Origin of the sequence: Limosilactobacillus gastricus DSM 16045 (assembly GCF_001434365.1) — a bacterium.
Taxonomy (GTDB): domain Bacteria; phylum Bacillota; class Bacilli; order Lactobacillales; family Lactobacillaceae; genus Limosilactobacillus; species Limosilactobacillus gastricus.
Window position 1 is genome coordinate 14,863 of record NZ_AZFN01000003.1, and the last position, 21,310, is coordinate 36,172.

Consider the following 21,310-nt stretch of genomic DNA (forward strand, 5'->3'; position numbering starts at 1 on the left):
GCAATGTTGTAACACACCTAAATTGTCAATTATTGTTCTTCTTGATAATTAGTTACTCGCCAGACGTGGAGAATTAAAAAAACCCGTTCATCTGGTGATAAATCCCAGCCCATTTGATTTTTGAGAAAGATCGCAATCCGGTCAACACAGGCAACCGCATCGGGATATTTCTCTTGAATGACCATCATTAAGGATTGATCTAAAGCTTGCCCATTAACCTTGCTGTTGGTAAGTTGACGGATCATGAAGGCCCTTAGATGACCGATAAAACGGGTGAAATTAAAGGAATCCGGATCTAATTGGATTTGGTATTGATACTGGACAATATCAATAATTCCCTTAATTAACCGTGAAATTTTCATCGTATCTTGAATGGTTGTGCCATTGGACTCGAGGTTAACAAAATGTTGGGTCAGCATTACCGCTTCCCCTTCATCTAAGCCCGCTCCCGTCATCCCATTAATCAGCATCAAAGCTTCCTTGGCCACGGCATATTCTTTAGGGAAAAGTCGATTGGTCTCCCAACTGACCGTCGCTGAATCCAAATTAATCCCGTCTTGAGTTCGTTTGATGGCAAAATCAATATGATCCGCCAAAGATAAATATTGATAGTCCGTAAAGGAACGGGATAACTGGTCCTTGACCAATTTTTCCACCCGATTAACGACCTCAACAATTTCCGGCGATAGCTGAGTGGCCGTATTTAAGACCGTTTCTTCTTGATCCGCCGCTTTAAAGCGCCGCTCAATCTTTGCTAGATCAATTTCATCCCCACGATGTTTCCCAAAACCTACTCCCTTGCCGATCACAATCCACTCGGTTTGTTGATCGTCTTCAACCAAGGCGGCGTTATTATTAAAATTTTTAACGAATTTCATTCATAGCCTCCTTCTGTTGGAATAAAAAAGCCTACACTATCTCCTGAAAAATCAAAGGAAAAATGTGTAGGTTAATGCCTGGTCGAACCAGTAACACACGCTTTATTCGTGATTATCATACCAATCTATGTAAGCGCTGTCAATAGCTATTCCACATTAATCTTCCCGTAAATAAATCTTATCAATCCGATGATTGTTAGTTTTATGCAAAATGACGTCGGCCCGATTCCGCGTTGGCAAAATATAATCATCTAAATTCGGTAAATCCACCGTTTGCCACACTCGATGGGCCATTGCTAGGGCTTCTTGACGATCACCTTGCGCATATGAATAGTAATAATTAGTTGGGTCTTGAAAGGCCGTATCCAAAAGAGTATTAAATCTTTCTAAATACCACTGCTCAATTAGATCCGCCTGCGCATCCACATAAATGGAAAAGTCAAAGAAGTCACTCACGTAAATCCGCTGCGCCGAGGGTAACTGTAATACGTTAATCCCTTCCACAATTAATAGGTCCGGTTGATCGATGATTTGAACTTGATCAGGAACCACATCATAAACTTGGTGTGAGTATATCGGCGCAGCTACCTGCTCCTCACCAGCATTTACATCATTTAAAAAGGTGATTAACTTATCCATATCGTAGGATTCCGGGAAACCCTTGCGATCCATAATGCCCCGCCGTTCTAATTCCGCATTGGAATATAAGAACCCATCCGTCGTTAACATCTCAATTTCTCGATCAGGCATCAGGCGTTGCAATAAAATTTGTAATAACCGGGCCGTTGTACTTTTCCCCACCGCTACGGAGCCGGCAATACCAATAATAAATGGGATCCGGCGATTCGGTTTATGCAAAAAGGTCATTTTCTGCAATTGCATTTGCTCATAATTTTGATACTGTAACTGAATCAATTTGATTAGTGGCAAATAGACTTCTTGCACATCTTTTAAGGAAATCTGATCGTTAACTGACTTAATCTCATCTAGATCCGATTGCGAAAGCAGTTGGGTCCGACTCGGGTAAAAGCTATACCAAGTCGGTCGGTCAAAACGATCGTAATTTATCCACTCATCCATCTTGTCGTCCTCATTCATTTGTAATGTTATTATTTTAACACTAATTCTATGAGAACGCTTTATTTGTCTTTATAAGCAAAAAACGCGACCATGACTGATCGCGTTTTGAAACTACTTAGTTGGATACTTCAAGGAAGTCGAACTGGTCAGTTCTGGAGCGTCCGTTGAGTAATCGGTATCCTTTTTATCGTTTTGATAGTACAAACTTGTCTTGAGCTTTTCTTGAATCTTCTTCAAACTACTCAAGCTCTTCTTAACGTTATAAGTAAAGTTCTTCTTATTCACCTTAGTGAAGCCGCTTAACTTGTAGAAGCGTAACAAATCACCATTTAAGACTTTATCAGATAATCCTAATTCAGTCGTCACTTGCTTTTGAATGGCTTTAAACTTCTTCTTTTGAGCGGCTGTCGGATTCTTAATTTGCTTACCCGACTTAGTGTAGAAGTATTGACCACCATACTTCGTGTATTGTGGAGTTACCCAACTACCATTCCTAAATGGCACAATTTGATCATTTTCTGATGACAAGAGGTCTTGACCAAACTGAATATACTTATTGGAGCTGATTCCTAAGAGGTCCTCCAGGGTTGGTAAGACGTCAATTTCATCACCATAAGTCTCATTGATACCACCAGGAATCCCTTCACCATTGATGATTAATGGAACCTTTTGCCACATCGCTAGGTCATAATTAGTGACCGACTTCTTGCCAAGAATCTTGGCAATGGCATCCTTATGGTTTTCGGAAATCCCATAGTGGTCCCCATATAAGACCAGCACCGTATTCTTCCGCAAGCCGGTTTCATCCAGGTAAGTTAATAACTCCCCAACGGCTTGATCCAGATAATGGGCCGTTTGCACATATGGATCTACAGTGTTGTCCCCCGTCGTTAATTCAGGGAAGTCCGTATTCTTCTTATCAATTAAGTATGGATAGTGATTCGTCACTGTAATCAACTTCGCATAGAAAGGTTGTGGTAACTGTTGTAAGTAATGGGCCGCATACTTCATAAATAGCTTATCTTTGGTCCCATAACCCACATCAGAGTCTTTAACTTCTGGGAAGAAGTCCTTGCTAAAGAAGTATTGATAACCGAAGGACTTATAGGTGTTATCCCGGTTCCAAAAACTTGGCGTATCCCCGTGGAATGAAGCCGTGGTGTAACCTAACTTTTGTTCCAATAAGGCCGGTGCCGCTTGGAAGGTATTTGACGTCCCCAGCGTACTCATGGCTGATCCTTCAGGCAAACCATATAGCGAGTTCTCCAGCATCATCTCGGCATCGGAAGTCTTCCCTTGACCAACCTGATTAAAGAAGTTACTAAAGGAGATCGAATTTGATGAATTATAAAGCGAGTTAATATTAGGCGTGACCTCTTGGCCGTTTACCTTATAGTTAATCAAGAACTGTTGGAAACTTTCCAAGTGGACGATAATAATATTCTTCCCCTTGATCGTTCCGTAATACTGCATATTAGGCGCAGCATAGTTCTTCTTAATGTAGTTTAAGATCGGGGTTAAATCCTTTGATGAAGCCTGTGACCGGACCATGCTGGTATGCGTGGTCTTCACGCCATCATAAATCGTGTAAGCTTCTAACCCTAAGTACTTCACCAAATAATTATTATCAAAGGTCCGCGTTAGTAGTTGGCTCCGATCAGACTCCGCCATCCCTAAGTTAACCCCAAACAAGAGGAAAGCTAAGGCTGAGATCGTCAAAGAATAGCGGCGCTTGAAGTAGCGCATATCAATCCGAATCAAATGGAAGGCTAACAATAGGATTAGCAAAATAACATCAGCATAGACGAAAAAGTCAGATGGCCGAATAATCTGTCCTAAACTAGTCCCTAGGTTACCCGAAGAGGTCCCGGACCCTTTAATTACGTTTAAGGTAATAAAATCGGAAAATTCCCGATAATACAAAATATTCGCAAAGAGCCAAGTTGATAATAGAGCATTGATAATGATCATCAACCAGTAGGAAAGTCGTCCCCGAAAATAAAGGGCAATCCCAATAAATAGTAGCGTGGCTGGGATAGTGTTAAAGGCCAGTAAAAATTCTTGAACCGCACCACTTACCCCTAAGTTGAACTTAGTCTGGTAAGCCCAGTAACTTTTAATTGCAAATAAAAAGACTACCAGCAGGAAGAACCCTAATTTGGTGTTCAGCCCCCGCCGAATTTTTTGCAATAATAATTTCATATTTTTTCCTCCAGAGAAAAATCTCAACGCTCCTATCATACTATAATGTTGGCGTCCCTGCTGTGGAATTTAAAAACAATAATAAAATTTAAACTTTATCTCAACATCCCTATTATACCGACTACGGTCAAGGGGTCAATTTGATCCATTCTCACAATAAGAGACTGGGAGGAAAATCTACCCAGTCTCTTATTGGCGTTGATATAGGCTAGCATCCACCTCATCAATTAACGGACTCACTGGTCCAATACTGGTGACCGTTAAGGCATGCATGGCGCGGGAACAAATCGTGTAAATTAATTGTCGCTCGTCATCACCATGATACTGCTTAGCATTCGCATTCCAAACAATGACGGCATCAAATTCCAGCCCTTTGGCTAAATAAGATGGCACGACAATCGTCCCTGGTACGAGGCGTTGATTCTCAGTGCGAATCAGGGTGACCTGCTCGCCCGCCGCCTTTAGAAGTTCAGCAATTCGTTCGCTATCGGCTAATGTCTTCCCGATGATGGCCGTTGTATCATGAGCCGCTTGGTAGCGGTCTAAGGTATTAACTACGGTCTCAACCGCCGTTGATTCGTCAGCTATTTCTAAGACTCGCGGCAGTTCACCTTGACGCTCAAAGGCTTCAATCCGCTCCCCGTTCACTAAGAGACCCTTGGTAAAGTCAGTTAGCTGTTGCGTAGAGCGATATGATTTGGTTAATTGAATGACCTTCGTATTGTCTTCACCAAACATTGTACCTAACTCTTGTAGAAGAGTATGGCTCTGTTCGTGGGTAAAGATGGCCTGGTTTAAATCACCTAGCAAAGTAAACTTGGCTTTGGGAAAGTTAAATTGTAAGTAGGCCAATTGGAAGGCATCGTAATCTTGGACTTCATCCACAAAGACAAAGCGAATCTCACGTTGACCGCGTTTCCCCGATAAAAGGTCGTATAAGTATAAGTAAATCGAAACCCCACTTGTACTAATCCGCTTTGCTTTAAAGGCCGTTGTTTGCTGATCAAGATACTGTTGCCATTCCGCGGGACTTATATCAAAATCAGCGATATTAACTAACTTCGGCGTTACTCGCAATAAATGCAGATATTGCGCATTGATGTTCATCCACCGATTATGATCAATTGCTTTTTTGACGGGTCGCAAAGCATCCATCACAATCCGCCGCGCTAAGAATTTACGCTCCGCTTCTTCGCTTTCAAATTCTCCCGGATGTTCATGTAAGGCCACGTCCAGGTCTTCCTTACTCATCGTTTGGATTGCTTCTTCAACCCACTTGGACCGCATCTCATTCCCGATCCGACTATTCAAAATCTTAATAAGATTTTCTTTGGTCGCATCTAGGCGATTTCCTAAATGATAATTGCGATTAAAAGAATAATAAATTTCGGCAATCTTTTCCTTACTGAAAAATACCCGTCCCCGAAACATTATATTTTTAAAGCGTAAGTGATGATCCAACCCTAGATGTTTGGCATAGCGGGTGACAGCATTAAAATACTTCAAACTGGTTAATAGTTTGGTAGCTTTTTGATGGACCACTTCTTGATCGGCTTCGAAACGTTCTTGAATCGTTGCGACTTGTAACCGTGGAACCCGCCGACCAACATATTGATAGTAAGTCATTTGGATCATATTATGTTCCCAAAGTTCCGGTAAGACCTGGTCAATATAATCATTAAATAACTGATTAGGGCTAAACATAATTACTTGCGAGGCCGTTAAATTCCCCCGATAACGATACAACAGCCACGCTACCCGTTGCAAAACTGCCGCGGTTTTCCCCGAACCAGCCGCTCCTTGAACAAACAACAAACGAGCATCCGTATTCCGAATAATTTGGTTTTGGGTTCGCTGAATAGTCGTAACAATACTCTTCATCTTGGTGGATGAATGATTATCCAAGGCCGATAACAGCATCTGATCCGTGACAGCCTCTTCAGTATCATACAAGGTCACGATGACGCCATCTTCAATTTGAAATTGGCGTTTTAATTGAACGTCTACTGTTTGAACCCCATCTGGCGCTTGGTATGATACCTTCCCCAACTCCCCTTCGTAATAAATAGAAGAAATTGGCGCCCGCCAATCATAGACGAGAAAATGATCGGGTTGATCAGTAAATGATGCGAGCCCAATATAAATCGTTTCCGCTTCAGTATCGTCAGTTTCTTTAAAATCAATCCGGGCAAAGTAAGGCCGACTTTCTAAGCGTTCCAGGGTCTCCAAAAGATCAGCCGCATGTTGCCAAGTATTCTCCCGTTCATCCAGCATTTGCTGTTGGGCGCGCACCGACATAGCTGTATCCATCATTCCCGAATAAGTAGTGGTGTTCATGCGAATATCGTCAAAACCCTCCTTGATTTGACCAATATCCGTCTTGGTATGTCCTATCTTTTCCTCCGTCGCCACCTTGGCACGTCGAATTTCATCAATGACGTGGTCCAAGTGCTCTTGTTCATATCGCTTTGGATCTGTCATAATACCCCTCCAAAATAGTTTGATGATCTATTATAGCACCCTCAAGGGCCGAATAGCTTTAATTATGTTAAAATATGGTTAATATGACTTTTGAAAGGGTGTAAAAATGGCAATTGATGTATACATGGTTCGTCATGGTCAAACGTACTTAAATGAATTCGGGAAAATGCAAGGTTGGTCGGATGCGCCTCTTACCGATCAGGGCTGGCAAGATGCTAAACGAGCCGGGGAAGCTTTAAGCGAGATCGACTTTGATTTTGCTTTCACCAGTGATCTCAAGCGGGCCATTGACACGGCTCAAACAATTCTGCGTAATCATCCCACTAAAATTCAAAAAGCCACGCCGAACTCGGCTTTTCGGGAATCATTCTTTGGCTATTTCGAAGGCCTGCACAGTGGTTTTACGGCGACTACAATCGGTGGGGCGCTCGGCGTCAAAACTTGGGAACAACTTATCGAACAAGTTGGCATCGAGAAATCACGGGATCTAACTAAAGCAGCAGATCCCTTCAAGCGGGCCGAAGATAACCGTGATTTCTGGGAACGCTTAGCACCAGGCTTTGAAACCTTACGATCCCTACCAGACCAAAGCAAAGTCTTATTGGTATCACATGGGATGACGATCCGTTCGATTATTAGTAAATATGGTCAACCGGGCCAGGCACTCATTGCCCCACAAAATGGAGCAATTACCAAATTAGTGATTACACCTACAGATATTAAAGTTGCGTTTTATAACCAATTAACCATTCTACAGGGAGATGAAGCTTAATATATGGAAACCACCAAACCGAATCTTGATCAAATTATCATTATCGGCTTAGATACGGGCCAAAGTAATTTTGATTACACCATGAATGAGTTAGTTGAACTTGCTAAAGCTAACAATATGCAAGTCCTCGATCGCTTGGATCAAGCACTGGATCGCCCGAATGCAGCTACCTATTTTGGCAAGGGAAAGGTCGAAGAATTAGCTAATTTGGCCGCGGCTTTAAAGGCAACCACCATTGTTGCCAATGACGAATTATCGCCGAGTCAAATTAAAAATCTAACTGATGCAACGAAGACGCGGGTCATCGATCGCACCGCTTTAATTCTTGAAATTTTCGCTCAGCGGGCCCAATCTCGAGAAGCAAAGATCCAAGTCGAAATCGCCCAATTACAATATCGCCTCCCCCGCTTACGGACGGCTGACAATATTACCCTCGACCAACAAAGCGGTGGCGGAGCCGGTATGTCCAACCGGGGGGCTGGGGAAACGCAAATGGAAATGGACCGGCGAGTGATCCAACGCCATATTAGCTATTTGCGGAATGAATTAAAAGAAATTCAAAAATCGGAGGATACCAAACGGAGTCAGCGTGATAAAAGTGCGATCCACACGGCGGCTCTAGTCGGTTATACTAACGCTGGTAAATCAACGATAATGAATCAGCTGGTGGAACGGTATGGCGTTTCAGCCGACAAACAGGTCTTTGAAAAGGACATGCTTTTTGCCACATTAGATACTAGCGTTCGCCAATTAACTTTAAAGGATCAAAAGCGGTTCTTATTAAGCGATACCGTTGGTTTCGTCAGCAAATTACCAACCCAACTGGTAGAAGCCTTTAAATCTACCTTAGCGGAAGCCGCAAAAGCGGATCTCTTAATTCAAGTAATTGATTATTCGGATCCCCATTATGAAGAGATGATCAAAACGACCGAAAGCACTCTTCAACAAATCGGGATTGAAGATATTCCAATGGTGTATGTCTTCAATAAAGCTGATCGGACTGCGGTTGAGTATCCGGTGATGGAAGGTGAAGACCGGATTGTCATTTCTGCCAAGGATGCTGCTTCGATTGATTTATTGGAGCAAATTATCCGCCAACATCTTTTTAAGGATTACCAAACTGCCACTTTATTGGTTCCCTTTGCCGAAGGGAATGTTGTTTCTTACTTGAATGAACATACTAACATTTTAGAAACGACCTATGAAGAAGCAGGTACGCGTCTAAAAGTCGAGCTATCGAGCGAAGATTTACACCGTTTTGAAAGCTACCTAGCTGAATAGTCTAAGGAGTACGTTATGACAACGAAGCAAGAATACATTGAGCAACTTAGATTGGAAGCTCATCCCGAAGGTGGCTGGTATCGGCAAGTCTACCATAGCGCTAAAAGTGTTTATGACCAAACTTCCTTAGCCAGCCGCTATCAGTACACCTCCATTTATTTCATCTTAGATGGTGGTTCCCCTTCGCACCTGCATCGCTTATTACATGATGAAATTTGGTATTATCACGACGGTGCCCCGATTGTGGTTCACTGCTTTTCACCCAATGGAGATTACACCGCCGTTAAGTTAGGTCGAAATCTGTCAGCGGGTGAACAACTTCAATTTCGGGTCCCAGCCGGCACCATCTTTGGTTCCGAAGTCACTGACCCGACTTCATTTGGTCTAGTGTCTTGTGCCGTCGCCCCAGGTTTTGACTATCATGATTTCGAACTCTATACGCAAGCTCAATTATTGCCAATCTTTCCTGAACAGGCGGACATTATTAAACGACTGGCTTATCAAAATTTACCTTAAATCAAAAGGAGACGCGTCAAAAACGTCTCCTTTTGATTTGTCTATGAGTTTAATTGATTTTAACTTTATCGTTAATCGCTTTGGCTACTTCAAGATCCTTGCCATCAACTCGTGAGGCCACGGCCCAGTAATAAAAGAAGATCGAAGCAATGGTAATTACCAAAAAGTCATAGGGATATGGAATCCAATTAATACCCCCAAATCCACTACTACCTAGATATGAAATCGCCGAAATAAAGACCAGATAAACTAACATCCATAATGATCCTTTCAGCTGGGTTTTCAGCGAACGATGGTTATAACGCAATTCATAGTAGAAGTAGATAGGTAAGCCCAGTAAGACCACAAAAATAACTTCAATCGTGGTTGGCCACATTGCCCAGTAAATAACCAATCCGGTCAAAATAAAAGAAAGCGGGACTACCCAAGACAAATGTTTAGAATTAAAAGGCCGTTTAAAGTTGGGCCGCATTTTCCGTAAGGCCACGGCCGTCACAGGACCCGTGGCATAAGCCACAAAGGTCGAAATTGATACGACCGTGGCAAGCTTACTCCAGTCTCGGAAGAAATAGACTAAGACCATTGCCACTAGCAAATCTGCCACCATTGCCAAGCGAGGAATCATGTATCGCCGGTTCATCCGCCCCAGCCAAGCCGGCACGTTTCCATTACGGGTCATTGCTGCTAAGGTCCGCGATGAGGTGGCAACAAAGGTTACTCCCGTCCCGAAAGGAGATACTAAGGCATCCATGTATAGCAAGATCGACAGCCAATTAATACCTAAAAGTACCGCTAAATCAGCAAACGGTGAGGAGAAATTGATTCCATGCCAACCAACATTCGTGAGCATCCCCGATGGTACCGCCGCGATGAAGGCCACCTGTAACATAATATAAATAACAGCTGTAATGGACAGTGAAATCCAGACCCCCCGGAAAATATTTTTCGAAGGATTAACCATTTCACCCGCCATATTAATCACGGTTTGAAAGGCATCATAAGATAAGATGATTCCGGAAACGGCAACGGCTTCAAAGATCCCTCGCGTCCCAAAAGGCATGAAATTACCAAAATTAGTGGCGAGATGATTTTCGTGAAAACCTGACCATAGCAAAACTAGAATGGTCAAGCTAGGGATCACTAACTTAAAGACCGACACTAAGCTAGTAAAATGCGTTAACAATTTCACCGACCAAAAGTTAATCAAGGTGAAAACAATCATGATCGCAAAAACCAACAAAAGTCCCTTAGTCGTGATGACCCCATTATGCATGAATTGTGCTGTCCAATTAGCCCAGGCCCAGGGCCAACTACTCATATACTGTACACAAGCAACCGCTTCAATGGGAATTAAGGTAATTAGTGACACCCAATTAGCCCAGGCTGCAATAAAGCCTAATAATGATCCATGACTATACTGAGCAAACCGACTCATTCCCCCACTTTCGGGGAACATGGTTCCGAGTTCCACGTAATTAAAGGCAATCATGATCATGACCACGGCCCCAATTACCCAGGAAATAATGGCTGATGGGCCAGCCACGCGGGCCGCCGCTCCTGATCCAAACAGCCATCCTGAACCAATCAAGGAACTGAGAGCCAACATAACCCCGGAAAATAAACTTATTTGATGTTTTTTCACGTTTCTACTCCTTACTAATTCACAAATTATATCACAATCCCTTTTTTACCCGGCCTTAAATATGCTAGAATATTTATTGAAACCGCTTACCAATACTTTTGAGGGGGTACTCAAATAATGGAACTTACCGTTACTAAATTTGGTGAATACCAAAATCAAGACGTAATGAAATACACCATGACCAATGATCACGATGTGCGGGTTAGCATTTTGAATCTGGCCGGGATTTGGCAAGAATATAGCATTCCTACTGCTGATGGTCATCAAAATCTCTTATTGAGCTCGGACAGTGTGGAAGGCTTTATGGGCAATGGTCTTTGCTTGAATAAGCTAATCGGCCGGGTGGCTAACCGAATTGACCACGCCACTTTTACGATTGATCAGCAGACTTACCATGTCGAGCAAAACGAAGGTGAGAACAACATCCACGGTGGCAACAATGGTTGGAAAGAAAACTTTTGGGAAGTGGAAACTAAAGAAAGTACTGACCAACTTCAGGTTGTATTAAGCAAACAATTTACGGAAGCAATGGACCATTTTCCGGGAACAGAAACGTCCAAGGTGACCTACACTTTAGCTAACGACAACAGCCTCTCCATTGATTTTGAAGGATCTAGTGATCAACCGACGCTCTTTAATCCAACCAACCATACTTACTGGAACATCAGTGATCATAATGACGTCACTGGTTTGGAGCTGCAGTTAAATTCGACTGACCACTTAGCGGTTAATGCTACCAAGATTCCTACTGGCGAACGGATCGCCAATGCTGGCACCCCATATGACTTCCAGCAATTCAGCTCTCTTGGCCAAGCTTTATCGGCAATGCAAGCTACTAGTAATGAAGGGGGCTTTGATGATTACTTCGAAGTCACGCCAACTGATGCCAGCACCAATCAACCCGTCGCTCAGCTTTACGATCCTGAAACTAAGCGGCGGATGAAAATGTACTCAGATCGTAATTCGGTCGTGATTTATACCGCTAACGGTTTATCCGGCGACTTAGGACTAAGCAAACCGGCGCAATCCTGGTTAGCGATCGCCATGGAAGGACAAACTTTGACTGATGCCATCAATCATGATGACTTTGGTAATATCGTTCTCCGCCCCGAAGCGCCTATGCATAATCATTTACGCTACGAAATTGAATTTTAAATTTCATTATAATAAAGGCTGACGATAGCAAGGTTTGGTCCCTACTTCGCCAGCCTTTTAATATGCATTCTGATCTTTAAATCTCGCGATTGGAGAATTTGTACAAAACCACGGCAATCCATGATGAAATTAATGAAGCCAGAATCGCCACCAAAATCACGTTGGAACCGAGATTCATCACCCAATTGATTTTTAAAATTGATTGCAAATTTTTCAAAAGATTATCAAACACGATTTGGTAAATAGTTACATAAATCAAGGTCCATTGAATGTAGTATTCAATTAAAGTGAGACTAGTAATCGAAAAAGGCCAGCGCCGGTGCAATAACTTCAGGAATCCATATAAGATAAAACCACACAGGATTAAAATCGCACCAAACAGAATAAACAAAGAGCCAATTTTAAGTTCGGTGATCAAATTCGTGAAGAAATAAGAAATCGCAACTGCAATCAAAAAAACGAAGGTGCTTATTATCACCATCATTGCCAATAAACCCGCGGCAGTAATAAAAACATAACGTTCTTTTCGATGATGTTCCGCAATTACGATCGTTACCATGATCACGAACAATAGGAACCATCCCATTGGCTTACCTCTTGGCTTGGCGATTCCGGTAAGCAACTTGAACGATCAGCCCAAAATCAGCATCCGTCAAGATTGGGCTCCCACTACGTCCCGGCATTTTCTGCGGTCCACCAGTAATATAAACATTGGCTAGATATAATTCATAAGCCTTGGCCGCCGTATTAATCTCAGTTAATCCGACCTTGGTGATGTGCCCAACCGGTCGCCGTTCCATCTGGTTAATCCCAATATAGACTTCATACTGGCCAGTTTGGGAATTGTGTTCTAATTCGAAAAATGGTGGTTGTTGACCCTTATTAACAGCTGGCACTCCCTCACCCGTGGATCGGAAATGTTCTGTAATTCCTTCGGCATCTAGGCCATTATAGTCCACGGCAATCAGCTTGCGGGCCACTAGATCATCAACTACATCCCGTAAATTCTGTTGCTCCTGTTGGCTAATCTTCACTTCTGTTTGGATGACATCCTCATTAGCATACAGACCATTCGATTGGTTCATTGCCAGCATTGCTTCCCGCCGGGCTAAACGTTTTCGATCCTTTTCCTCGGGAGTTTCTGGCGAAAAACCTGTTAATTGGGTTAATTTCGGCGATAGAAAGTCCCATCGCGAAGTGCGTCCCAAATAATAATAAACAATATTTAAATAGAGATAATAGGTGATCACAATTACCGCTAGGCAATATAAAAAGCCCCGTAACCAAGATTGGTTCTTGAGCAGCATGAAGGTAACGTAGATCAGATACCCATCCCCTAATAAAGCCACAATCGTATAAATCCGATTTTTGACCTTTACACTCATATTGAAATAGCCCAGGGAGCTATTAATCATGTCTAAAAAGGTAAACATCTTGGCTCCTCCTAGTTAGTGGTTCCCGCCGTAGTGCCAGTAGTACCGGTCGTGCCCGTATCAGTAGTAGTTGTGGTTGCTCCAGTTCCTTGTCCGGTATTGGTCGTGCCCGTCGTTGATGCTGAAGAAGATTGGGTTTGATTTCGCGTTGTCGTCTGACTACTTGACTGACCAGTCGTGTCATCTAGTGAGTTATTCTGATCATTGGATGACCGTTGATCACTACTTTGGTCACTCATACTTGAGCGATCACTTCCATCACTGCGCATTTGGTCACTGGACGTCGAAGAACTAACGCTACTTGTTGAGCTTACTGAAGCCCCATTATTGGTATGGGTAGCCAAGTTAACCCAAACATTCGTTGCTCCTAAAGCTAATACTAGTGATACCAAAGCAAATGGTGTTATAAACGGTGGTATTTTCATTACCATATTACGGCCTCCTTATCAGGTCCTCTATTATAACGTTAAATCACCATAAAACAGCAGTTTAAGCATAATTTTTATGTGAATTATTCATGCTTCTTAACGCAATCAGCACACCGCCCATATAATTCAAATTCATGGCCCGTAATTTCCGCTCCCGGCAACTGAGCTTGATAAAACTCTAAATCAAAGGGCTTCATGTGGATTTCGGTTACCCGTCCACATTCTTGACAAATAAAATGATGATGGTGTTCATGAGCTTCTTGATCACAGCTTAGTTTAACGGCTTTGCCATGACTCCGCTGCGTAATTTCGACAATCCCCGCTGTTTGAAACTCTTCTAAATTACGATAAATCGTATTATGACTAACCCCTGGATACTGTTGACGCATTAATTGATCAACATAAGTTACTTCTAAATAGTGTTCTGGTGAGCTAGCTAATATATCAATTAAGGATTGGCGCTGTTTGGTTAATCGCAACTGACTCCGTCGAATTAAAGCAACGGCTTGTTCACTTAAAGTTGCCATAGTTACTCCTTTTAGTCTACTAATTCTCGTAGGACCAATCGGTCTAATTGTTGCCGAGTGATCGTCCAGTCCTCATTATTAATCACATACGACCGATCCGTCAATTGATCTGGTAGGGTCAGGTCACGTTTAAATTCCTGGCTGTTAATCCGCGAGCGAATCGCTTGAGAATTATCACCACGCGTCCTTAACCGTTGCACTAAGATGTCAGGATTGGCAACCGTTAAGAAGATTACCACTACTTGCGACCCGAGTTGTTGACAATAGGTCAAAGCCCCTTGGGAATCTAAAACAATCACGGCTGCTGGATGACCCTGCCAGGCTCGTTCTAAAGCTTCCCGTGATGAACCATATTGATAATGATCATATTCAACCTGTTCCAACAACTCTAAATGTTGAAAACTATCGGGACTCTCAAAATAATAATCGACCCCATCTACTTCTCCAGCCCGCGCTGGCCTTGTTGTATGAGTGATTACTTTGGCGATTTGGTATTGGGCTTGTAAATAGGCTTGGACCGTTGTTTTACCAGTGCCAGCCGCACCTACGATTACGAAAACTTTCTTCATTATTTTCCTAACTCCACCAAATGTTGATTAACCTGATCCAGTAATGATTTCAAATTATCATAGGTCAATCGTTGGCGGGCAGCTTGATAGTTAAACCAACCAGCATTCGCAATTTCTTCAGTCTGAAGATTAAGTTCAGAATTAGTTGGGACGGGCGCCGTATAGAGGGTCATTTCTTTTAAATTTCCATTTGGTAAATCATATGAAGTTGTAACTTGAAAACTTGGATCAATTATTAAGTGCAAACTGGTCTCTTCTCGAATCTCTCGCGTTGCCGCAGTCACCAGATCTTCTCCTACTTCTACATGACCCTTGGGAAAACCCCAAAAGTGTCCCGGATTTTGACTCTGTAGTAATAAATACTCAATTCCAGTCGCTGTCCGCCGATAAACGACGGCTCCACTTGTGATCTCAGTTGCCATTTTAAACCCCTCCTAATCTTTATCTCATTGACTTTTAATTTAGATATCGGTATGATGTACTAGTATTTTACTACATAAAGCTAAAATAGATGGAGATTGTTATGAGTCAAAATATTTTCCGAAAAGAATCCTTGGCTACTTACCTAGGATCCGACAAACAATTTGTCAAATCCATGAATGGAATTGACCTAATGACTCTGGGGATTGGGGCAATTATTGGGACCGGGATTTTCATTTTACCGGGAACCGTGGCCGCCACAACCGCTGGCCCTGGGGTAACCTTATCGTTCTTCTTTGCTGCCATTGTGTGTGCTCTAGCGGCAATGTGTTATGCGGAATTCGCCTCCGCCTTACCAGTTGCAGGGAGCGCCTACTCATACGGTAATGTCGTTTTTGGAGAAATCGTTGGTTGGGTGCTTGGCTGGGCCTTAATCTTAGAGTACATGTTGGCAGTGGCCTCCGTTTCAACAGGTTGGTCAGCCTACTTTGCCTCTTTTATTGAAAGTTTTGGTATTAAAATTCCAACCGCTCTTTCAGGGCCATTTGATCCTGCCCACGGAACCTACATTAATATTGTGGCGGTCTTAATTGTCTTATTTGTTGGTTGGATCCTATCTCATGGGATCAGTACTTCCATTAAGATTAACGATGTTATGGTGCTGGTTAAATTAGCCATAATTGTCATCTTCATCGTTATCGGAATCTTCTTTATCAAGCCTCGTAACTACCATCCATTCCTCCCTTACCATCTCTTTGGATCCTTAAAGGGGGCTACCACGGTCTTCTTCGCCTTTCTTGGTTTTGACGTGGTTGCTGCTTCATCGGCTGAAGTGAAGAATCCGCAGAAAAACATGCCGATTGGGATCATCGGTTCCTTAATCGTTGCAACTGTACTCTACATGGGAGTTTCGATTGTCTTAACCGGGATGGTTAAATACACTCACCTCGACGTGGCTAACCCGGTGGCCTTTGCCTTGAAATACGTTAACCAAGGTTGGTTAGCCGATCTACTTTCACTGGGGGCATTGGTCGGGATGTTTACCATGATGATCTCGATGACTTATTCTAGTTCCCGGTTGGTTTACTCGATTGGTCGGGATGGTCTTTTACCAAACTTTATTAGTAAGTTTGATGAGAAGCACCAAGCTCCTCAACGGGCACTTTGGATTGTTACCATTATTATCGCTTTCATGGGTGGATTGGTTTCCCTTGATCAATTAACTAATTTGGTTAACATTGGTACTTTGCTGGCCTTTACTGCCGTTTCCTTTGGGGTCATTCCGCTACGTAAACGATCGGACATCAAAAACGATGGCTTTAAAGTTCCTCTCTACCCGGTCTTACCAATCATTTCCGGTTTGGCCTGCATTGGGATGATTTGTCTCTTGTCTGCCGAAACTTTAATCAATGCTGCCATTTGGTTTATCCTCGGTTTAATCATTTACTTTGCTTACGGATACCGGCACAGTAAGTTAAGTCACCTTTCAGATAAATAAGTCTTGATAAGGCTGTGAAGAAACTTATTTTATGTTTTCTTCACAGCCGATTTTTATTTATAATTAAGAAAAATTATTTAGGAGGCCCACTCATGACCATGTTTTACTGTTATTCCCGTTGTAGTACCTGCAAAAAAGCTCAAAAGTGGTTGGATGAACACCAAGTTGCTTATGACCAACAAGACTTAGTTGAGCAACCACCAACGAAAGAGCAATTTGTCGACTGGCTGACCAATAGCGGTCACCCTATCAAATATTTTTTCAATACAAGTGGTCAACATTACCGTCAACAAAATCTTAAAGAGCGGGTCAATGATCTGACTATCGATGAAGCTGCCACGCTCTTATCTACCGATGGTAAATTAATTAAACGCCCTTTAATGGTTGATGGACACCAGTTAACCTGCGGCTTTAAAACCGACGTCTATGAAGAAACCTGGTTAAAGTGAGGAAGCGCTAATGAAAATTAATCAATTCGCTAACCAACTCATTCCGGGATGCCAACCCTTAACGGAATTAGCGCATTTAAGATTATTAGCAACTGATGAATTAGAAACTTGCCAGCCTAAAGAACTGTGGCAACGTCTCTTATGGCGTGTTGATTGTAATGGGACAACCGACGCTCAACATGAACTGCGCCTCCATGACTACTTAGCCACCCCATCCATGGCCTTAGATGAGTGGTTAGCTAACGACCAACCGATTACGGATGAGATCTTTGCCCGTGTCGCCTTACAATTATTAGATTTTGAACCTGCTCTAGACTTTTCATTAGCTGATCCGCTGACTGACGCCCAAGGAATGAATCTTCAGTTACCAACTTACGAGCTTTGGAATCAAGCCGCCGTGGCCCGTGGTTTCTACCAACTATTGTTAACACGCACCAAACACGGTCAAACTTGGTTAGACTATTTAACTGGCCAAGGTCTTTTGACTTGGACCTATCAATTGCCAGCAAAACAAAAACCGCTGTTAGTCAACGGTCAGCCCATCGCTTGTTTTGATCCGCACCAATTTATCTACGAAGTGGTCTATGTTGAAATGGATCATGACACCGACTTTGATGGCCAAGCAGACTTGATTAAAGTCGAAATTATGCGGCCGGCCGACTCTAATCATGGTCTAAAAGTTCCGACTGTCTTCACCGCCAGCCCGTACAACCAAGGAACTAACGACCGTTGGGGCGAAATTATCACCCATGATGTTAACCAACCTTTAACCCATCTAGCTCCCGACCATCAGGCGTCCCAAGAAACTAAATTTACCAATCCCCAAAGATGCCAGGCAGTGACGGGACATGCTCAAGTTGCCACCGAGACTTTTAGCAATACCCCCGGCTACACCCTTAATAATTACTTGGCGCCTCGTGGATACGCTATTGTATATGCGGCTGGGATTGGCACCAAAGATTCGGATGGACTCCAAACTTGTGGCTCTCCGGAACAAACCGAATCAATGAAGGTCGTCGTGGAATGGCTCCATGGGATCCGGCATGCCTATACTGACCGCACTAGTGGCATCACCATCAAAGCTAGTTGGTGCAACGGCAACGTCGCCATGACGGGTCGTTCTTATTTGGGGACGCTATCGACTGCCGTTGCTACCACGGGTGTCCCGGGACTTAAAGCGATTATTAGCGAAGCCGCAATCTCTAGTTGGTATGATTATTACCGGGAAAATGGTCTGGTAATGGCCCCCATGGGCTTTCAGGGAGAAGATGCCGACGTGCTGGCAGCTGAAACCTTTAGTCGTACCAAACGGCCCGCCGATTACCAACGTATCACGGCCATCAACCAAAAGTATTTAGCTCAAATGACCAAAGCCCAAGACCGGGCTAGTGGCCAATATAATGATTTCTGGCGGCAACGGGACTATCTTCCCCACGTTAAACAAATCAAATGTGACGTCATGATGGTCCATGGCTTAAACGACTGGAACGTTAAACCGAGCAACGTTAAACATCTATACGATCGGCTGCAAAGCCTTCCTGGAGATCACAAATTAATCTTGCACCAAGGAGAACATATTTATATCAACGCCTTTCCATCCCTTGATTTTTCTGAAATGGTTAATCTTTGGCTTGCACAAAAGCTGTGGGAAGTCGATAATCATGCCGATCAACTTTTACCTAATTTAATCGTGCAAGATAATGTTAAAGCCCAAACTTGGACGGCCTATGACCATTGGAATGCCCCAGCTCATCAAGTCGCCCTAGGTGAAGAAATTATTCAATTTAGCGATCGGCAACCTGAAACTCAGTACCAGCAATGGTGCAAAGACCCGGGTCAATGGGCGAAGGCTTTATTAGGTCAAACTAATCGCTTCAGTTACTCGATCCCATTAACCGCGCTTCAAAGTGATTATTATCAAGGAACCCCTCATCTATCGCTCACCGTCCAATCATCCCTTGACCATGGCATGATCAGCGCTTACTTAGTTGATCGGGGGGCGGAACGACGACTAACCATTAGTCCAACCATGATTGAACGCCAAGGAATTCAGCTGGGCTACCATTGGCAAACGGATGATCTGAGAGATTTTAAACTTCAAGCCCAACCAAGTGATTATAAAATGATTTCATTTGGGCACGCTAACCTTCAAAATCCTCATGATCCAGAATTTGCTATTGACCTCGCTGCCCAACAATGGGTAACGGTTGAATTTGATTTACAGCCAATTTTCCATCACCTTGCTAATCACCATCATTTAGAATTAGTGATCTTCGGAACTGATTACCAAATGTCTTTGCGAGGAAACGAAAATATTACTTATCAAGTTGATTTAAGTAAAAGTAGCCTAACCTTGCCATTTTAATTATTCGGTTTAAAATAAGATTATTTTATTGATAGGAGCAGCTCATGAAAACAGGAACAACTATTATTACGCTCGACAACGGCTATCATCTTTGGACTAATACCCAAGGAAGCGGGACGATTCACTTATTATGTTTACACGGTGGACCCGGTGGAAACCATGAATACTGGGAAGACACCGCTGCACAATTAAAAGCTCAGGGACTGGACGTTCAAGTTCACATGTATGACCAATTAGGTTCTCTATATTCAGATCAACCTGATTATTCTGATCCCGCAAATCGGGATCAATTTCTGACCTATGAGTATTTTTTGGATGAAGTGGAAGAAGTTCGCCAGAAGCTAGGGATTGACCAATTCTATTTAATTGGCCAAAGTTGGGGTGGCCTTTTAGTTCAAGAATATGCGGTTAAGTATGGTGAACACCTTAAAGGAGCAATTATTTCTTCAATGGTCGATGAAATTGATGAATACGTTGACCACGTTAATCAAGTTCGCGAAGAAACCTTGCCGGCAGAAGAAGTTGCCTTTATGAAGGAATGTGAGCGAACTAATAATTATGATAATGAACGTTATCAAAAAAATGTCCAAATCTTAAACGAAGGCTTTGTCGACCGAAAGCAGCCATCCAAGCTTTATCATCTAATGGACCTTGGTGGTACAGCTACCTATAACGCTTTCCAAGGCGACAATGAATTCGTCATTACTGGGAAATTAAAAGACTGGCACTTCCGCGATCAACTACCAAAAATCAAAGTCCCAACTCTCTTAACTTTTGGTGAACACGAAACCATGCCCCTGGCTACAGCACGAACAATGGCTGATATCATTCCGCATGCTCGTCTCGTAACGACACCTGATGGCGGACATCATCACATGGTTGATAATCCAGATGTGTACTACCGGCACTTAGCTGATTTCATCCGCGATGTTGAAAATGACCAATTTTAGTCAAAACAACCTGAGAAGAATCGTAATTCTTCCCAGGTTGTTTTCTTTTTAATCAATTAATTTTAAACATTCTGCTTTCACTAGCGGAAACTGCTGATAACCATCACTCGTGAGAAAATGACCACCCGTTGGTAACTCAATTAACTTCGAAGCTAAGCGCTGGGCCACCTGAACTGATAAATTTGTTGGTACGACATAGTCATCTTGTGCCGTAATAATAGTCGCTGCACTGACTTTGGTCTTAATTTGAGCATAATCTAAGGGCGGCTGACAAAAAGCGTCTAATTGCGGATAAGCAGGCAAAAGCTGATCAAAGGCGCCAACCAGTACCAGCCGAAGATCCTTAACGGGATTTTGTTCGATATAACGTAAAGTGGCTAAACAACCTAGACTGTGGGCTACTAACAAGGTCCCAGCAACTGGTTTCATTTGTTCTTCCATCGCTCGCTCCCATTCCAGCGGATCAGGGTCAAATGGTTGCGGTAACCATAGTCGCTCTATGTTCACACGCGGTTTTAAAGATGCTTCTAACCAGGGAAACCAATCATCATCTCGGGTCGACGTCCCATGAATTAAATATCCGACTTGCATAAAGATCCCTTTCCTATAATAAACAGCGATGCCAAATGAGGTTTCCCTCCATTTTAACATCGCTGCTTATTTA

20 protein-coding genes are annotated in these 21,310 nt (G+C 43.0%); 8 read left to right on the plus strand and 12 right to left on the minus strand.

What is annotated here, in order from left to right; genetic code table 11:
• Positions 1–29: 29 nt before the first annotated feature.
• From FC60_RS01245 to helD, 4 genes are all read right to left on the minus strand, one after another.
• Positions 30–878, minus strand: coding sequence for a PRD domain-containing protein (locus tag FC60_RS01245; RefSeq protein WP_056936702.1), 849 nt, complete (start codon positions 876–878; stop codon positions 30–32).
• Positions 879–1,034: 156 nt separating this feature from the next.
• On the minus strand, positions 1,035–1,958 hold the full coding sequence (gene coaA / locus FC60_RS01250; RefSeq protein ID WP_056936703.1) for a type I pantothenate kinase: 924 nt from the start codon (positions 1,956–1,958) through the stop codon (positions 1,035–1,037).
• Between the two features lie 111 nt (positions 1,959–2,069).
• Positions 2,070–4,160: an LTA synthase family protein gene (locus tag FC60_RS01255; RefSeq protein WP_056936704.1), complete on the minus strand. Its 2,091-nt coding sequence runs from the start codon at positions 4,158–4,160 to the stop codon at positions 2,070–2,072.
• A 189-nt stretch (positions 4,161–4,349) separates the two neighbouring features.
• Entirely contained in the window at positions 4,350–6,641 is a 2,292-nt protein-coding gene (gene helD / locus FC60_RS01260) for an RNA polymerase recycling motor HelD (protein ID WP_056936705.1), read from the minus strand.
• A 106-nt stretch (positions 6,642–6,747) separates the two neighbouring features.
• Here helD and FC60_RS01265 point away from each other — a divergent pair, with 106 nt between their 5' ends.
• From FC60_RS01265 to FC60_RS01275, 3 genes are read left to right on the plus strand one after another with little or no spacing between them, the layout of a single operon-like run.
• Positions 6,748–7,413: a histidine phosphatase family protein gene (locus FC60_RS01265; protein WP_056936706.1), complete on the plus strand. Its 666-nt coding sequence runs from the start codon at positions 6,748–6,750 to the stop codon at positions 7,411–7,413.
• A 3-nt stretch (positions 7,414–7,416) separates the two neighbouring features.
• A complete protein-coding gene (hflX, locus tag FC60_RS01270) occupies positions 7,417–8,694 on the plus strand; it encodes a GTPase HflX (RefSeq protein WP_056936707.1) in 1,278 nt (425 codons plus the stop codon).
• A 15-nt stretch (positions 8,695–8,709) separates the two neighbouring features.
• Positions 8,710–9,210: a cupin domain-containing protein gene (locus FC60_RS01275; RefSeq protein WP_056936708.1), complete on the plus strand. Its 501-nt coding sequence runs from the start codon at positions 8,710–8,712 to the stop codon at positions 9,208–9,210.
• Positions 9,211–9,259: 49 nt separating this feature from the next.
• Here FC60_RS01275 and FC60_RS01280 read toward each other — a convergent pair whose 3' ends face one another.
• A complete protein-coding gene (locus FC60_RS01280) occupies positions 9,260–10,852 on the minus strand; it encodes an APC family permease (protein ID WP_082601312.1) in 1,593 nt (530 codons plus the stop codon).
• 117 nt (positions 10,853–10,969) lie between these two features.
• On the opposite strand from FC60_RS01280, the gene FC60_RS01285 reads away from it, so the two are divergent.
• Positions 10,970–12,007 (plus strand): aldose epimerase family protein, encoded by a 1,038-nt coding sequence (locus tag FC60_RS01285; RefSeq protein WP_056936709.1) that lies wholly within the window; start codon positions 10,970–10,972, stop codon positions 12,005–12,007.
• A 76-nt stretch (positions 12,008–12,083) separates the two neighbouring features.
• On the opposite strand, the gene FC60_RS01290 is transcribed toward FC60_RS01285, so the two are convergent.
• The 6 genes from FC60_RS01290 to FC60_RS01315 all read right to left on the minus strand — a co-directional run bounded on the left by FC60_RS01290 (position 12,084) and on the right by FC60_RS01315 (position 15,386).
• Complete coding sequence (locus FC60_RS01290) at positions 12,084–12,593, minus strand: SA1002 family membrane protein (protein ID WP_056936710.1); 510 nt, start codon at positions 12,591–12,593, stop codon at positions 12,084–12,086.
• Between the two features lie 4 nt (positions 12,594–12,597).
• A complete protein-coding gene (locus tag FC60_RS01295) occupies positions 12,598–13,440 on the minus strand; it encodes a DUF6681 family protein (RefSeq protein WP_007122242.1) in 843 nt (280 codons plus the stop codon).
• Between the two features lie 11 nt (positions 13,441–13,451).
• Entirely contained in the window at positions 13,452–13,871 is a 420-nt protein-coding gene (locus FC60_RS01300) for a hypothetical protein (protein WP_056936711.1), read from the minus strand.
• Between the two features lie 80 nt (positions 13,872–13,951).
• Positions 13,952–14,395, minus strand: a complete 444-nt coding sequence (locus tag FC60_RS01305) for a Fur family transcriptional regulator (RefSeq protein ID WP_056936712.1) — start codon at positions 14,393–14,395, stop codon at positions 13,952–13,954.
• 11 nt (positions 14,396–14,406) lie between these two features.
• Positions 14,407–14,964 (minus strand): guanylate kinase, encoded by a 558-nt coding sequence (locus tag FC60_RS01310; protein WP_056936713.1) that lies wholly within the window; start codon positions 14,962–14,964, stop codon positions 14,407–14,409.
• A complete protein-coding gene (locus FC60_RS01315; protein ID WP_056936714.1) occupies positions 14,964–15,386 on the minus strand; it encodes a bis(5'-nucleosyl)-tetraphosphatase in 423 nt (140 codons plus the stop codon). The genes FC60_RS01310 and FC60_RS01315 overlap by 1 nt, the downstream gene beginning before the upstream one ends.
• Positions 15,387–15,487: 101 nt before the next feature.
• On the opposite strand from FC60_RS01315, the gene FC60_RS01320 reads away from it, so the two are divergent.
• The 4 genes from FC60_RS01320 (at position 15,488) to FC60_RS01335 (ending at position 20,646) form a co-directional block, all read left to right on the plus strand.
• Entirely contained in the window at positions 15,488–16,882 is a 1,395-nt protein-coding gene (locus tag FC60_RS01320; RefSeq protein WP_056936715.1) for an APC family permease, read from the plus strand.
• A 92-nt stretch (positions 16,883–16,974) separates the two neighbouring features.
• Positions 16,975–17,331: an arsenate reductase family protein gene (locus FC60_RS01325; RefSeq protein ID WP_056936716.1), complete on the plus strand. Its 357-nt coding sequence runs from the start codon at positions 16,975–16,977 to the stop codon at positions 17,329–17,331.
• A gap of 10 nt (positions 17,332–17,341) precedes the next feature.
• Positions 17,342–19,696 (plus strand): Xaa-Pro dipeptidyl-peptidase, encoded by a 2,355-nt coding sequence (locus FC60_RS01330; protein ID WP_056936717.1) that lies wholly within the window; start codon positions 17,342–17,344, stop codon positions 19,694–19,696.
• Between the two features lie 44 nt (positions 19,697–19,740).
• Complete coding sequence (locus FC60_RS01335) at positions 19,741–20,646, plus strand: proline-specific peptidase family protein (protein WP_056936718.1); 906 nt, start codon at positions 19,741–19,743, stop codon at positions 20,644–20,646.
• Positions 20,647–20,694: 48 nt separating this feature from the next.
• Here the strand turns inward: FC60_RS01335 and FC60_RS01340 are convergent, their stop codons facing one another.
• A complete protein-coding gene (locus FC60_RS01340) occupies positions 20,695–21,237 on the minus strand; it encodes an RBBP9/YdeN family alpha/beta hydrolase (RefSeq protein ID WP_056936719.1) in 543 nt (180 codons plus the stop codon).
• Positions 21,238–21,310: the final 73 nt, after the last annotated feature.

Excerpts from the sequence above, each read along its gene's own strand:
- FC60_RS01290 (WP_056936710.1), bottom strand. The coding sequence starts at position 12,593 with ATGGGATGGTTCCTATTGTTCGTGATCATGGTAACGATCGTAATTGCG.
- FC60_RS01320 (WP_056936715.1), top strand. The coding sequence starts at position 15,488 with ATGAGTCAAAATATTTTCCGAAAAGAATCCTTGGCTACTTACCTAGGA.
- FC60_RS01305 (WP_056936712.1), bottom strand. The coding sequence starts at position 14,395 with ATGGCAACTTTAAGTGAACAAGCCGTTGCTTTAATTCGACGGAGTCAG.
- hflX (WP_056936707.1), top strand. The coding sequence starts at position 7,417 with ATGGAAACCACCAAACCGAATCTTGATCAAATTATCATTATCGGCTTA.
- FC60_RS01275 (WP_056936708.1), top strand. The coding sequence starts at position 8,710 with ATGACAACGAAGCAAGAATACATTGAGCAACTTAGATTGGAAGCTCAT.
- FC60_RS01325 (WP_056936716.1), top strand. The coding sequence starts at position 16,975 with ATGACCATGTTTTACTGTTATTCCCGTTGTAGTACCTGCAAAAAAGCT.
- FC60_RS01330 (WP_056936717.1), top strand. The coding sequence starts at position 17,342 with ATGAAAATTAATCAATTCGCTAACCAACTCATTCCGGGATGCCAACCC.
- FC60_RS01285 (WP_056936709.1), top strand. The coding sequence starts at position 10,970 with ATGGAACTTACCGTTACTAAATTTGGTGAATACCAAAATCAAGACGTA.
- helD (WP_056936705.1), bottom strand. The coding sequence starts at position 6,641 with ATGACAGATCCAAAGCGATATGAACAAGAGCACTTGGACCACGTCATT.
- FC60_RS01245 (WP_056936702.1), bottom strand. The coding sequence starts at position 878 with ATGAAATTCGTTAAAAATTTTAATAATAACGCCGCCTTGGTTGAAGAC.
- FC60_RS01265 (WP_056936706.1), top strand. The coding sequence starts at position 6,748 with ATGGCAATTGATGTATACATGGTTCGTCATGGTCAAACGTACTTAAAT.
- coaA (WP_056936703.1), bottom strand. The coding sequence starts at position 1,958 with ATGGATGAGTGGATAAATTACGATCGTTTTGACCGACCGACTTGGTAT.
- FC60_RS01300 (WP_056936711.1), bottom strand. The coding sequence starts at position 13,871 with ATGGTAATGAAAATACCACCGTTTATAACACCATTTGCTTTGGTATCA.
- FC60_RS01255 (WP_056936704.1), bottom strand. The coding sequence starts at position 4,160 with ATGAAATTATTATTGCAAAAAATTCGGCGGGGGCTGAACACCAAATTA.
- FC60_RS01295 (WP_007122242.1), bottom strand. The coding sequence starts at position 13,440 with ATGTTTACCTTTTTAGACATGATTAATAGCTCCCTGGGCTATTTCAAT.
- FC60_RS01335 (WP_056936718.1), top strand. The coding sequence starts at position 19,741 with ATGAAAACAGGAACAACTATTATTACGCTCGACAACGGCTATCATCTT.
- FC60_RS01340 (WP_056936719.1), bottom strand. The coding sequence starts at position 21,237 with ATGCAAGTCGGATATTTAATTCATGGGACGTCGACCCGAGATGATGAT.
- FC60_RS01315 (WP_056936714.1), bottom strand. The coding sequence starts at position 15,386 with ATGGCAACTGAGATCACAAGTGGAGCCGTCGTTTATCGGCGGACAGCG.
- FC60_RS01310 (WP_056936713.1), bottom strand. The coding sequence starts at position 14,964 with ATGAAGAAAGTTTTCGTAATCGTAGGTGCGGCTGGCACTGGTAAAACA.